This window comes from Planobispora rosea, assembly GCF_014648175.1.
Lineage (GTDB): Bacteria > Actinomycetota > Actinomycetes > Streptosporangiales > Streptosporangiaceae > Planobispora > Planobispora rosea.
In genome coordinates this window covers 236,771-249,552 of sequence record NZ_BMQP01000001.1, presented here as the reverse complement: position 1 = coordinate 249,552, position 12,782 = coordinate 236,771, and the positions used below count along the sequence as shown (strand labels likewise).

Below are 12,782 nucleotides of genomic sequence, written 5' to 3'. Positions count from 1 at the left end.
CAGCCCGGATCAGACGTCACCCGGCTTGGCGGCCGCGGCCTTGCCACGGCCCGAGGGCGCGGCGGCGGGAGCGGGAGCGGCCGGGGCGGCGGGCGCCGCGGCTTCCGGCGCGTCCACGCGCGGGCCGACGCCGAGCTTCTCCTTGATCTTCTTCTCGATCTCGTTCGCCATGTCGGGGTGGTTCTTCAGGAAGTTACGGGCGTTCTCCTTGCCCTGGCCGAGCTGGTCGCCCTCGTAGGTGTACCAGGCACCGGACTTGCGGACGAAGCCGTGCTCGACACCCATGTCGATCAGTCCGCCCTCGCGGGAGATGCCGACGCCGTACAGGATGTCGAAGTCGGCCTGGCGGAAGGGCGGGGCCATCTTGTTCTTGACGACCTTCACCCGGGTGCGGTTGCCGACGGGCTCGGTGCCGTCCTTCAGCGTCTCGATCCGGCGCACGTCGAGACGGACCGAGGCGTAGAACTTCAGCGCCTTTCCACCGGTCGTGGTCTCGGGCGAGCCGAACATGACGCCGATCTTCTCGCGGAGCTGGTTGATGAAGATCGCGGTGGTGCCGGTGGTGTTGAGCGCGCCGGCGACCTTGCGCAGGGCCTGGGACATCAGACGGGCCTGGAGACCGACGTGGCTGTCGCCCATCTCGCCCTCGATCTCGGCCTTGGGAACCAGAGCCGCGACCGAGTCGATGACCAGAAGGTCGATGGCGCCGGACCGGATCAGCATGTCGGCGATCTCCAGCGCCTGCTCACCGGTGTCGGGCTGGGAGACCAGCAGCGCGTCGGTGTCGACGCCCAGCTTCTTCGCGTATTCCGGGTCGAGGGCGTGCTCGGCGTCGATGAACGCCGCGATGCCGCCCTGGCGCTGGGCGTTGGCGACGGCGTGCAGGGCGACGGTGGTCTTACCGGAGGACTCAGGACCGTAGATCTCGACGATGCGGCCGCGCGGGAACCCGCCGATGCCCAGGGCCACGTCGAGGGCGATGGATCCGGTGGGGATCACTTCGATGGGCGCGCGGGCGTCGTCGCCGAGGCGCATGACGGAGCCCTTGCCGAACTGCCGCTCGATCTGAGCGAGGGCGGTCTCGAGCGCCTTCTCGCGGTCGTTAGCTGCCATTGGGAGCCCCCTGGAGGGTTACGGGTCGGATCTGTTGCCAGAAAGCTACGGGGTGCCACCGACATTTTCCGGAGAGCACGCCACGAGGGCTGACACGCCCAATATAGCCGAACGGCTGTTCGATCGTTCCTCAATCGCATCACGTGTTCCACGGGTCGTCCGGGCCGCGCCCGGCGTCCCGGCCCGTCACAGAAATGACATTCCTGGGCATTCCGGTACCCGAGGTGTCACCCGCTGACCTGGGGGAACGCTGGGATCAACATGATTTTCGAGAGGTGTCCGAGGTAACCGCCGTGACCAACACGTTCGCCCAGCAGCGTCTGGCCCATCTGGAGTCCCTGGCCGCCGAGTTGCCCGACCGGGGGATGGTCAGCCGCATGCTCGGCGGCGACGACCCCGTGTTGTGGGTGTGGCATCCGACCAGCGGCAAGCAGACGATCGTCTTCGCCAGCCCGTCCAAGGACGGCTGGCTCTTCCTGTGGTCGCCCAACGGGCAGGAGAGCACCGACGACCCCGGCCATGTGGCGGACTCGGTCGGCAGGCTCCTGAGGCCCGCCCCAGACGCCGCGCCGGTCGCCTGACGCCCTCCGGTGCTCCGGTCTCTCAGGACGATCGGCCGCCCTCCCCGTGCACGGCCCTCGCCGCGTCGCGGTCAGCGGAGCCGGGAGGCGACGTCCGTCACCCGGCACACCGCCTCCCAGACGTCCTTGGCCGCGATGCCGTCGGCCAGGGCCTGGACCACCGTCCGCCCGTCCAGTTCGGCGATCACGTAGTCGCGGGCCCACGACTCGGCATAGGGGTCGCCGAAGTGCAGCTTCATCCGTCTCCAGAACTCTGACAGGCGCATGCCCCCAGTATGGGGGCCTCCGGCACCCCGGCCGTCCCTTCCCGGCTCACCCGTCCCCGGCTCACCCCCGCGGATCCGGTGCTCCGTACGGATCCGGCGCGGAGTGGGCCTGGCACTCTCCGGTGCGCGGGGGGAGACTCGGAGGATGCCGAATCTCCCCCTCGCCGTCGTCCTCCTCGCCTCAGCGGTCAAGCTGACCCCCTCGCAGAAGGCCGAGCGCCGCGCCAGGCGCCGCAGGTTCATGCTGCAGCTGCGCCTGGCCGTACAGAAGGAGAAGGCCGAACGCGCCGAACGGCACGCCACGCGGACGCAGTCGCCCCGCAGGGGGGAACCGCGCAGCCGGCGTCCCTCCCGGCGGTGAGGAGCCGCGCGTCCCGCAGGTCTCCCGCCGGGACGCCTCAGAGCACGCGCAGGCCGTACATCTCACCGAGCGGGTCGGCGAGCAGTTCCAGACGGGCCCCGTCGGGGTCTCTGAAGTGGATCGAGGCACCGCTCTCGATCCGGTGCGGCACGCCCGCGGCCTCCAGCTTCCCCCGCAGCCGCTCCCACGTCGAGGGGTCCACCGAGACGGCGACGTGGTGGAGCCCGCCGAGGATCTCCCGATAGGGGCCGAGGTCCAATCCCGGGAAGTCGAAGAAGGCCAGCAGGTTGCCGTTGCCGACGTCGAAGAAGAAGTGGTTGGAACCCTCGTGGTCGTGGTTCTCGACGATCTCCGTCAAGGGGAACTCCAGCAGGTCCTCGTAGAAGGCGATCGTCTTCTCCATGTCGGAGGAGATCAGAGCGAAGTGGTGCAGGCCCCTCGCACTGCTCGGCGGGCGGTGTCCCCGTAACCGCTCCGCCCTGATCCGCTCACGTGTCGTCTTGATGGCCGGATAGTCGATGCTCATTGCTGACCCGCCGTTCAGTATGCGAACGTTCGTCTGAGCTATCTCCCTGGGCGCGGTCACCCAACCTGTCCGTGCCGTCACGCCATGGTGTCGAGGATCTCCCGCACGATCTCCATGGACGTGCCCGGGTGCAGGAACGCGAACCTCGCGACGGTCTCGCCCTCCCAGCCGGTCGGCGTGACGAAGCCGATCTGCCCGGCGAGCAGCCGCTCCGACCAGTCGTGATAGTCCCGGCTCGTCCAGCCGGTACGGCGGAACAGCACGGCCGACAACTCCGGCTCGCGGATCAGCTCCAGATGGTCGGTACGGTCGATCAGGGCCGCGGTCTCGCGCGCGAGCCGCAGTCCCTTCTCGATGGCCTCGGTGTAGGCGTCGGTGCCGTTCACGGCCAGGGAGAACCAGAGCGGGAGCCCCCGCGCGCGCCGGGTCAGGTGGTAGGCGTAGTCGGTGGGGTTCCACTCGTCGCCCTCCGTGTGCAGGACGTCGAGGTAGGAGGCGTCCTGGGTGTGCACGGCCCGCGCCAGGCGGGGCTCGCGGTACAGCAGGGCCGCGCAGTCGAAGGGCGCGAACAGCCACTTGTGCGGGTCCACGATGAAGGAGTCGGCGTGCTCGATCCCGGCGTAGCGGTGCCGGACCGAGGGGGCGAACAGTCCCGCGCCGCCGTACGCGCCGTCCACGTGGAACCAGAGGTCGCGCTCGCGGGCGACCTCGGCGATGCCGGCGAGGTCGTCGATGATCCCGGCGTTGGTGGTGCCCGAGGTGGCGACCACGGCGATCACGTTGGACGGGTCGGGGTCGGCCTCCAGAGCGGCGCGCAGGGACGTGCCGGTGAGACGGTGGTCCCGTGAGGGGACGACGAGGGCGTCCACGTCGATGATGCGCAGGGTGTTGGAGATCGAGGAGTGCGCCTGATCGCTGACCGCGACGCGCAGGCGGCCCTCGGGGAGCCGGCGCCGGGCGGTGTCGCGGGCGACGACGAGCGCCGACAGGTTGGCCGCCGAGCCTCCCGAGACGAAGCAGCCGCCCGCGCTCGCGGGCATTCCGGCCAGGTCCGCGAGCAGGCGGAGCACCTGGTTCTCCGCGGCGATCGCGCCGGAGGCCTCCAGCCAGGAGATGCCCTGGAGCGAGGCGCAGGAGACGACCATGTCGAACAGCAGGGCGGCCTTGGTCGGGGCCGCCGGGATGAAGGAGAGGAAGCGCGGGCTGTCGGCGGAGATGACCGCCGGGGCCAGTTGGTCGGCGTACAGGTCCAGGACCTTCTCCGGGTCGGTGCCCCCGGGGCTGATGATCCCCGTCAGGGCGGCCTCGAGCTTGTCCTTCACCCCGGGGTTGTCGAGGGGGACGGGATCGAGGGAGAGCCGGTCCTTCATGTAGTCGAAGACCAGGCTCGTCAGGCGCTCGTCGTAGCTGTGCACACAAGAAGTATGAGGATAAAGCGGGTAAAGCAGACAATCGATGTATTGGATCGTCTGCTCGGTGTTTTTGGCCTTTCCGTACAGGTCACGTCCGGCACGGCTCCCTCGCGCACACGTCGTACGGGTCGTGTCCGGTACGGTCTCCGCCGCCCGCATGGGGCCGCGCCCCGCACGGTCTCCGCCGCCCGCGACTCCTGTGAGGTCACGCCCGGTGTGGTTCTGTCGGTGGCACGGGGCACCATGGAACGATGACCGGATCAGCGCTCGCCCACTTCACACCGGTGACCAGGGAGTGGTTCACCGGAGCCTTCGCCTCGCCCACCGCGGCCCAGGAGGGGGCGTGGGCCTCGATCTCCCGGGGCGAGAACACGCTGGTGGTCGCGCCCACCGGGTCCGGTAAGACCCTGGCCGCGTTCCTGTGGTCGCTCGACCGGCTGGCCGCCGAGCAGATCGAGGCGGCGGCGGACGCCGAACGGCCCAGGCGGTGCCGGGTCCTCTACGTCTCGCCGCTCAAGGCCCTGGCGGTGGACGTCGAGCGCAACCTGCGGGCGCCGCTGACCGGGCTGCGGCAGACCGCCCGGCGGCTGGGGCTGCCGGTGCCGGAGATCTCGGTGGCCATCCGGTCCGGCGACACCTCCGCCGAGGAGCGGCGCAGGTTCGCCACCCGGCCCTCCGACATCCTCATCACCACCCCGGAGTCGCTGTTCCTGATCCTGACCAGCCAGGCCCGCGAGGCGCTGCGCGGCGTGGAGACGGTCATCGTCGACGAGGTGCACGCGGTGGCCGCCACCAAGCGCGGCGCGCACCTGGCGCTCAGCCTGGAGCGGCTCGACGCCCTGCTCCCCCGCCCCGCCCAGCGCGTCGGCCTGTCGGCCACCGTCCGGCCGGTGAGCGAGGTGGCCGAGTTCCTCGGCGGGCCGCGTCCGGCGGTCGTGGTGCAGCCGCCCTCGGAGAAGGAGATCGAGATCGAGGTGGTCGTCCCGATCGAGGACATGACCGAGCTCGACACCGCCCCCCGCCCCAGCCAGGACGACGACGCGTGGCTGACCGGGCAGCAGACGCGGCGGTCCATCTGGCCGCACGTCGAGGAGCGGCTCTTCGACCTGATCGGCGGGCACTCCTCGACGATCGTGTTCGCCAATTCCCGGCGGCTGGCCGAACGGCTGTGCACCCGCCTCAACGAGCTGGCCTGGGAGCGGCGCGCCGCGGAGCTCGGGGGCCGGGGCGACGCCGGCCCGGCGGGCGACGATCCCTGGCTCCTCCCCCCGGCGGACGGCGGTCCCGGACTCCGCGAGTCCGGCGAGTCCGGGGGCGGGCCGGTCCACTGGGCCGAGGGGTTTCCCCGGGGGTTTCCCGGGGGGTCTCCCGGAGGACCTCCCCGGCCGCCCGCCTCGACCGCCACCCCGGCCGCGATGATGGCCCAGGCCGGTGCGAGCGCGGGGGCGGTCCCGGAGATCGTGCGGGCGCACCACGGCTCGGTGTCCAAGGAGGAGCGCGCCCAGATCGAGGAGGCGCTCAAGTCGGGGCGGCTGCCCGCCGTGGTGGCCACCTCCAGCCTGGAGCTGGGCATCGACATGGGCGCGGTCGACCTGGTGGCGTGCGTGGAGGCGCCGCCGAGCGTGGCCAGCGGCCTGCAGCGGATCGGCCGGGCCGGGCACCAGGTGGGCGCGGTCTCCCGTGGCGTGATCTTCCCCAAGTACCGCGGCGACCTGGTCCAGACGGCCGTGGTGGCCGAGCGGATGAGACGGGGCGAGATCGAGGAGCTGCGTTACCCGCGCAACCCGCTCGACGTGCTCGCCCAGCAGATCGTCGCGATGACCGCGCTCGACGAGTGGACGGTCGACGAGCTGGAGACCGTGGTCCGCCGCGCCGCGCCGTACCGCACGCTGCCCCGGAGCGCGCTGGAGGCGACGCTCGACATGCTCGCCGGGCGCTATCCCAGCGAGGAGTTCGCCGAGCTGCGCCCGCGTGTCGTCTGGGACCGGGTCACCGGGACGCTCCAGGGCCGGCCGGGTGCCCAGCGGCTGGCCGTGACCAGCGGCGGCACCATCCCCGACCGGGGGCTGTTCGGCGTCTTCCTGGTCGGGGAGAAGGCCTCCCGGGTGGGCGAGCTGGACGAGGAGATGGTCTACGAGTCCCGGGCCGGGGACGTCTTCGTGCTCGGCGCGACCTCCTGGCGGATCGAGGACATCACGGCCGACCGGGTGCTGGTCTCCCCCGCCCCGGGCAAGCCGGGCAAGCTGCCCTTCTGGCACGGCGACACGGCGGGCCGTCCCGCCGAGCTGGGCCGGGCGATCGGCGCCTTCCTCCGCGAGCTGTCCGAGTCCGGCCCCGAGGCCGCGCGGGCCCGGGTCAGGGCCGCCGGCCTGGACGAGTTCGCGACGGCCAATCTGCTGTCCTACCTGTCCGAGCAGCGCGAGGCCACCGGATACGTCCCGGACGACCGCACGCTCCTGGTCGAGCGCTTCCACGACGAGCTGGGCGACTGGCGGGTCGTCGTGCACTCGCCGTACGGCGCCCGCGTGCACGCCCCGTGGGCGCTGGCGATCGGGCGGCGGCTGCGCGAGCGCTACGGCGTCGACGTGCAGGCCCTGCACTCCGACGACGGGATCGTGCTGCGCATCCCCGACACGCTGTCGGACCCGCCCTCGGACGTCGCGGTCTTCGACGCCGACGAGATCGAGCGGATCGTCACCGAGGAGCTGGGCGGCTCGGCGCTGTTCGCGGCCCGGTTCCGCGAGTGCGCGGGCCGGTCCCTGCTGCTGCCGCGCCGCAGTCCCGGCCGGCGGACCCCCCTCTGGCAGCAGCGGCAGCGGGCCTCGCACCTGCTGGGCGTGGCCTCCCGCTACGGCTCGTTCCCGGTCGTGCTGGAGACGATGCGCGAGTGCCTGCAGGACGTGTTCGACGTGCCGGGCCTGGTCGGGCTCATGCGGGACATCGCGGCCCGGCGGGTGCGGCTGGTGGAGGTGGAGACGTCGCAGGCGTCGCCGTTCGCCGCGTCCCTGCTGTTCACCTACATCGGCGCGTTCATGTACGAGGGGGACGCCCCGCTGGCCGAGCGCCGCGCCCAGGCGCTGGCCCTCGACACGAGCCTGCTGGCCGAGCTGCTCGGCCAGGCCGACCTGCGCGAGCTGCTCGACCCCGACGTGATCGCCGACACCGAGCGCGAGCTGGCCCGGCTGGACCGGCCGCTGCGCGACGCCGAGGACCTGGCCGACCTGCTCAGGTCCCACGGCCCGCTGCTCGCCGACGACGTGAGCCTGCGCGAGGGCGACCCGGCGTGGCTGGCCGGGCTGGAGACCGCCCGGCGCGCGATCAGGGTGCGGATCGCCGGGCAGGAGCAGTGGGCCGCGATCGAGGACGCCGCCCGGCTGCGCGACGCGCTCGGCGTGCCGCTCCCGGTGGGGGTGCCGCACGCGTTCCTGGAGCCGGTGGACGATCCGCTCGGCGACCTCCTCGCCCGGCACGCCCGCACGCGCACGCCCTTCCCGGCGAGTACGGCCGCCGCCCGGTTCGGCCTCGGCCCGGCCGTCGTCACCGACGCACTGCGCCGCCTGGCCGCCTCCGGCCGGGTGGTGAGCGGCGAGTTCCGTCCCGGCGGCCGGGGCGAGGAGTGGTGCGACGCCGGGGTGCTGCGGATGTTGCGCCGCAGATCCCTGGCCCGGCTCCGCAAGGAGGTGGAACCGGTCCCCGCCGAGACGCTGGCCGCTTTCTCCCCGGCCTGGCACGGCATCACCGGTGCCCCGGGGCGGCGCAGGCCGCCGATCGACGCGCTGGTGGACGCCGTCGAGCGGCTGCAGGGCGCGCCGGTGCCCGCCTCGGCGCTGGAGACGCTGATCCTGCCCTCCCGGGTGCCCGGCTACGACCCGTCCGTACTGGACGAGCTGACCTCCTCCGGCGAGGTCGTCTGGGCCGGGCAGGGGTCGCTGCCCGGCGGGGACGGCTGGGTCGCGCTGTACTTCGCCGACACCGCCCCCCTGCTGATGCCCGACCCACTGGAGATCACCATGACTCCGGTGCACGAGGCGGTCCTGGAGGTCCTCGGCGGCGGGGGCGCCCTGTTCTTCCGCGAGCTGGGCGCCCGCGTCGGCGCGGTCTCCACCGCCTCCGGAACCCCCGACGACACGACGCTCGTGGCGGCGGTCTGGGATCTGGTCTGGGCGGGGCGGATCACCGGTGACACGCTGGCCCCGCTGCGCGCGACGCTCGGCACCGGACGGCCCGCGCACCGGCCCGCCTCCACCCGCAGGCGCCGGGCGGTGCTGCCGAGCCGGAGCGGCCCGCCCACCGTGGGCGGGCGCTGGTGGCTGCTGCCCGCGCCGTCCGGCGACGCCACCCAGCGCGCCCACGCCCAGGCGGAGGTGCTGCTGGAGCGGCACGGCGTGGTGACCCGGGGCGCGGTCACGGCCGAGCGGATGCCGGGCGGGTTCTCCGCCGTCTACCAGGTGCTGCGCGTGTTCGAGGAGAGCGGCCGGTGCCGCCGCGGCTACTTCGTCGAGGGCCTGGGCGGCGCCCAGTTCGCCCTGCCGGGCGCCGTCGACCGGATGCGCGCGACCGCCTCGCCTCCGGCCTCCCTGCCCTGGCAGGTCCCTCCGGGGTCAGGCGAGGCGTGGGAGGGCGCCTCCGGCCGGATCGGACCGGGACGGCCGGGTGAGCCGGGCGGTCCGGCGGGCGCGGGCGGATGGCGGAGCGGTTCCGAAGGCGCGGCGGCCGGGCGGCGGGCCGTGGTGCTGGCGGCGACCGATCCCGCCAACCCCTACGGCGCCGCGCTGCCCTGGCCGGCCCACCCCGGGGACGTGTCCCACAAGCCGGGCCGGAAGGCGGGTGCGCTGGTGGTGCTGGTGGACGGCCACCTGATCCTGTACGTCGAACGCGGCGGCAAGACGTTGCTGTCCTTCACCGACGACGACCGCCTCCAGCCCGCCGTGGACGCGCTGGCGCTGGCCGTGCGCGACGGCGCGCTCGGGAAGCTGACCGTGGAGCGGGCCGACGGCACCGCCGTCGGCGACTCCCCCCTCGCCGCCGCCCTGGAGGCCGCCGGGTTCCACCCGACCCCCAGGGGCCTGCGCCTGCGGCCCTGACATCCGGATGCTCCCATGGTTCGTCAAGCGGCACGAACGAGCTCTTCCCGAGTGGGGGTCTGTCCAGTGGTGAACGGCTCTGTCGCAGATTCGGTGGTAACGGAACGCCCTTGCGCGTCACGGTAGGTCATGCATGGTGTCAACGAACTCGTGAGCGCGGTGTTTTCGGGCTTGTGCCAGCGTGCGGGTCTTATCCGCGCTGGCCGTGCCCACCTCCCGACATAGCGCCGTGCGCTTGCTGCTGCGCCTGCCCGTGGCCCAGTCCTCGGTGCCCTGGGTGCTGGGCGTGGATGATTTTGCCCTGCGCCGCCGTCACCGCTATGCCACCGTGCTGATCAACGCCGCCACCCGCCAGCGCATCGACGTGCTGCCCGGCCGCACCACGGAGGTGCTGGAGGCATGGTTGCGTGCCTATCCCGGAGTGCAGATCGTGTGCCGGGACGGCTCGGGTGCCTATGCCGAAGCGATCCGCCGAGCCCTGCCGCATGCCGTCCAGGTCGCCGATCGCTGGCATCTGTGGCACAACTTCGGCCAGGCCGTGCTGAAAGAAGCAGCCGCCCATAGCGCCTGCTGGGCCAAAGCCGGCCCACCGATCAAGGACGGCACGCGCGCACAAACCACCCGTGAGCGCTGGCAGCAGGTCCACGACCTGCTCAGCAAGGGGGTCGGGCTGCTGGAATGCGCCCGCCGGTTGAACCTGGCCCTCAATACCGTCAAACGCTACGCTCGCGTGCCCGAACCCCAGCGTCTGCAGCGCGCCCCGCTCTATCGGCCCACCCTGGTCGATCCCTACCGCGACCACCTGCGCCGCCGCTGCTGACCTGCAGATTCTCACTTGCGGAAGGCGAGAATACTCCTGTCAAGATCTTGCACGTTTACCTGTACTCACCTTTGTACTCAGAGATGTCCGCGGACATCTCTGACCGCGTGGGGTCAGCCGACTTGGAGGGTGGCCATCATGGCCATGTCCTCGTGTTCGAGGTTGTGGCAGTGGGCGAGGTAGCGGCCGCGGTAGGCGTCGAAGCGGACGGCGAGGTGGATTTCGGCGCCGGGTGCCAGTTCGACGGTGTCCTTCCAGCCTGCGTCGTAGGGGCCGGGGCCAGCGGAATCGCGGCCGAGGACCTGGAAGAACGCGCCGTGCAGGTGAAAGGGGTGGCGTTCGACGCTGAGGACGGTCCAGTGTTCAGTGGTGCCGAAGGCCGGGCGCAGGTGGGGGACGGCGGGGTTGAACGGTTTTCCGTTGATCTGCCATTGGGAGCCGTTGCGGGAGAAGACGAGTTGCCGGTGGGCGCCGCCGGGGGTGAGCTCGGGGATGTCGGAGAGCCGGTCGGGGATCGCCGAGTCGTCGGTGGCTCGGCGGGTGATGTGGAAGCGCATGACCTGGCCGGCGCCGCCGGTGCTGGCGAGGTTGACGAGGGTGGCGGTGGAGCCGGCGGGGTAGCGGGAGAAGTCGACGACGACGTCGAAGCGTTCGGCCGGTGAGATGCGGAGGGTGGCGTGACGGACGGGCGCTGGCAGGAGGCCTCCGTCCCCGCCGATCTGGGTGAACTCGCTGTCGGCCGGCCCGTCGAGCCGCAGTTCGTAGCGGCGGGCATTGGAGCCGTTGACCAGTCGGAGCCGGTAGCGGGCGGCGTCGACTTCCAGGTACGGCCAGGGGGCTCCGTTGACGAGGATGACGTCGCCTTGGGCGCCGCCCATGATGGATTCGGCCATGCCGGGGGCTCCGAGCAGGGTCGGGTCGATGGCGGGGTAGGCGAGCTGGCCGTCGGCGTCGAAGGCCCGGTCGCACATGAGCAGGGGGATGTCGCGGTCGCCGCGCGGCAGCGGGAGCGCGTCGTCTTCGTCGTCGCGGACGACGCACAGGCCGGCCAGGCCCTTCCAGACCTGGGCGCCGGTGAAGTCCATGCGGTGGTCGTGGTACCAGAGGGTGGCGGCGCGTTGCCGCATGGGGAAGGCATAGGTGCGGTGATGGATGCTGACCTGGGCGTGCGGATCGTGCATCACGGCGTGGCCGCCGTGCGCGCCGTGCCCCGCGTGGCCGGTGGCCAGGTGGGCGAGGCCTCGGGGGTAGAGCAGGTCGGTGGGGAAGCCGTCCTGTGAGGGCGGGGCGATGCCGCCGTGCAGGTGGGTGGCGACGGGGACCGGGAGCAGGTTGGTCTGGCGGACGATCAACGGGGTGCCGGAGCGGGCTTCCAGGTAGGTGCCGGGGAAGGTCCCGTCGTAGCCCCAGATCCGGGTGGAGTAGCCAGGAAGGATCTCGGCAGTGGACTCCTTGATGGTCATGTCGTAGTGATCGCCGTCGGGTCCGGAGCGAAGTGGCCTGGCGGGAACGGGGATCGGCAGGGGCAGGGTGTAGGGCTCAGGGAGTCGGGCGGCGCTGGTGAGGGTGCCGGGTCCGACCGTCCCGCCGTCGCCCGCGCAGGCGGTGAGGGCGGCGGGGGCCAGGGCGAGGCCGGCGATCTTGAATAGATCGCGGCGGGTGGGGCCGGTCATGCGGGGTTCTCCTGGGCGGGCGGGGCGGCGAACAGGAGCGGCAGGGAGGCGATGACGACGGCGAACAGGCCGACGCCCAGCGGGATGTGCAGCCACATGCGGTGGTCCATGCCGGCGGTGAGCTGGACGATCTCCAGGACGAAGACCGCGGCCGTGAGCGGCAGGACGCGCGGCCCGACGAGGCGCTTGCGGCGGGCGATGGCGGCCATGACGGCCAGCACGAGCGCGAGGGTGGAGACGACGGCGGCGGTGTCACCGTGGCTGCCGATGGCCTCGTCGCGGCCGGACAGGAACATGCCGGCGAGGATCGGCTGGAGGGCGAAGGCCAGGACGTGGACGATCGCGGTGACGCGCAGGGCGATGAGCATCAGCGGGCTCCGGCCGGGCTGGGGACGCGGCGGGAGGTGAGCTTGGCGGCGGCGAGGCCGGCCAGGTAACCGCAGGCGAGCGCGGCCAGTCCGGTGAGGAGGTTCGGCTTGCCGAACATGCAGTACAAGATCCCGCCGATAACGCCGGTCCGGGTGAGGACGGAGGTCCACAGGCGCGCATCGTGGATGCGGGCCGCCAGGGGGCCGGGCAGTTCGGGCCCGGCTTGGCGGGCGTCCTCGACCATGGCGCGCAGGTCCTTGCCGGTCAGCGGTTCGCCGAGCAGCACGAGCACGACCCAGCCGAGAAGCCCGGCGATGATCCAGCCTTCCCACGACCAGGCGGTGAAGGCGAGCGCGAGCCCTGCGGCCAGGGAGCCGAGCCTGCCCCAGACGCCGAAGGCGGCCGAGGCTTTCAGGGCCTTGATGCCTTCGCGGGCGTGGCCGGTGGTGGTGGCTGCCCGCAGGGTCGCCACGCCGATCCAGTCGGTGATGAGGCTGGCGAGGATGGTGAGGGCGGCGGCGACGTGCGCGGCCAGGAGGATTCCGTCGAGGGACATCGGGACGTTCCTTTCTCGCGA

General features: G+C 72.2%; 10 protein-coding genes and 1 pseudogene. 4 read left to right on the top strand and 7 right to left on the bottom strand.

The annotated features are described in order from the left end of the window. Positions 1-9: 9 nt before the first annotated feature. Complete coding sequence (recA, locus tag IEZ08_RS01080) at positions 10-1,113, bottom strand: recombinase RecA (RefSeq protein ID WP_068922005.1); 1,104 nt, start codon at positions 1,111-1,113, stop codon at positions 10-12. Between the two features lie 275 nt (positions 1,114-1,388). Between recA and IEZ08_RS01075 the strand changes: the two genes are divergently transcribed. Continuing rightward, positions 1,389-1,694: a hypothetical protein gene (locus IEZ08_RS01075; RefSeq protein WP_141703691.1), complete on the top strand. Its 306-nt coding sequence runs from the start codon at positions 1,389-1,391 to the stop codon at positions 1,692-1,694. Between the two features lie 71 nt (positions 1,695-1,765). On the opposite strand, the gene IEZ08_RS01070 is transcribed toward IEZ08_RS01075, so the two are convergent. After that, positions 1,766-1,960, bottom strand: coding sequence for a DUF3046 domain-containing protein (locus IEZ08_RS01070; RefSeq protein ID WP_068922004.1), 195 nt, complete (start codon positions 1,958-1,960; stop codon positions 1,766-1,768). A gap of 145 nt (positions 1,961-2,105) precedes the next feature. On the opposite strand from IEZ08_RS01070, the gene IEZ08_RS01065 reads away from it, so the two are divergent. Then, positions 2,106-2,321 carry a hypothetical protein gene (locus IEZ08_RS01065; protein WP_068922003.1) on the top strand — a complete coding sequence of 72 codons (216 nt, stop codon included), beginning with the start codon at positions 2,106-2,108 and terminating at the stop codon, positions 2,319-2,321. A gap of 37 nt (positions 2,322-2,358) precedes the next feature. Here the strand turns inward: IEZ08_RS01065 and IEZ08_RS01060 are convergent, their stop codons facing one another. Both IEZ08_RS01060 and IEZ08_RS01055 read right to left on the bottom strand, forming a co-directional pair. Next, positions 2,359-2,847, bottom strand: a complete 489-nt coding sequence (locus IEZ08_RS01060) for a VOC family protein (RefSeq protein ID WP_189241466.1) — start codon at positions 2,845-2,847, stop codon at positions 2,359-2,361. Positions 2,848-2,924: 77 nt separating this feature from the next. Continuing rightward, positions 2,925-4,262, bottom strand: a complete 1,338-nt coding sequence (locus IEZ08_RS01055) for a pyridoxal phosphate-dependent decarboxylase family protein (protein WP_203863197.1) — start codon at positions 4,260-4,262, stop codon at positions 2,925-2,927. A gap of 248 nt (positions 4,263-4,510) precedes the next feature. Between IEZ08_RS01055 and IEZ08_RS01050 the strand changes: the two genes are divergently transcribed. After that, a complete protein-coding gene (locus tag IEZ08_RS01050) occupies positions 4,511-9,343 on the top strand; it encodes an Lhr family helicase (protein WP_189241465.1) in 4,833 nt (1,610 codons plus the stop codon). A gap of 175 nt (positions 9,344-9,518) precedes the next feature. Then, a pseudogene (locus IEZ08_RS01045) lies at positions 9,519-10,157 on the top strand (transposase); the annotation flags it as partial. A gap of 119 nt (positions 10,158-10,276) precedes the next feature. Here the strand turns inward: IEZ08_RS01045 and IEZ08_RS01040 are convergent. The 3 genes from IEZ08_RS01040 to IEZ08_RS01030 are packed head-to-tail and all read right to left on the bottom strand — an operon-like array spanning position 10,277 to position 12,761. Continuing rightward, positions 10,277-11,836, bottom strand: coding sequence for a multicopper oxidase family protein (locus tag IEZ08_RS01040; RefSeq protein WP_189241464.1), 1,560 nt, complete (start codon positions 11,834-11,836; stop codon positions 10,277-10,279). Continuing rightward, the gene (locus IEZ08_RS01035) at positions 11,833-12,204 is read right to left on the bottom strand and encodes a hypothetical protein (protein WP_189241463.1); all 372 of its coding nucleotides are present in this window, start codon (positions 12,202-12,204) and stop codon (positions 11,833-11,835) included. The genes IEZ08_RS01040 and IEZ08_RS01035 overlap by 4 nt, the downstream gene beginning before the upstream one ends. After that, on the bottom strand, positions 12,204-12,761 hold the full coding sequence (locus IEZ08_RS01030) for a hypothetical protein (protein WP_189241462.1): 558 nt from the start codon (positions 12,759-12,761) through the stop codon (positions 12,204-12,206). The genes IEZ08_RS01035 and IEZ08_RS01030 overlap by 1 nt, the downstream gene beginning before the upstream one ends. Between the last annotated feature and the right edge of the window lie 21 nt (positions 12,762-12,782).

Coding starts and splice junctions, on each gene's coding strand:
- IEZ08_RS01070 (WP_068922004.1), bottom strand. CDS start 1,960: ATGCGCCTGTCAGAGTTCTGGAGACGGATGAAGCTGCACTTCGGCGAC.
- IEZ08_RS01060 (WP_189241466.1), bottom strand. CDS start 2,847: ATGAGCATCGACTATCCGGCCATCAAGACGACACGTGAGCGGATCAGG.
- IEZ08_RS01035 (WP_189241463.1), bottom strand. CDS start 12,204: ATGCTCATCGCCCTGCGCGTCACCGCGATCGTCCACGTCCTGGCCTTC.
- IEZ08_RS01065 (WP_068922003.1), top strand. CDS start 2,106: ATGCCGAATCTCCCCCTCGCCGTCGTCCTCCTCGCCTCAGCGGTCAAG.
- recA (WP_068922005.1), bottom strand. CDS start 1,113: ATGGCAGCTAACGACCGCGAGAAGGCGCTCGAGACCGCCCTCGCTCAG.
- IEZ08_RS01040 (WP_189241464.1), bottom strand. CDS start 11,836: ATGACCGGCCCCACCCGCCGCGATCTATTCAAGATCGCCGGCCTCGCC.
- IEZ08_RS01050 (WP_189241465.1), top strand. CDS start 4,511: ATGACCGGATCAGCGCTCGCCCACTTCACACCGGTGACCAGGGAGTGG.
- IEZ08_RS01030 (WP_189241462.1), bottom strand. CDS start 12,761: ATGTCCCTCGACGGAATCCTCCTGGCCGCGCACGTCGCCGCCGCCCTC.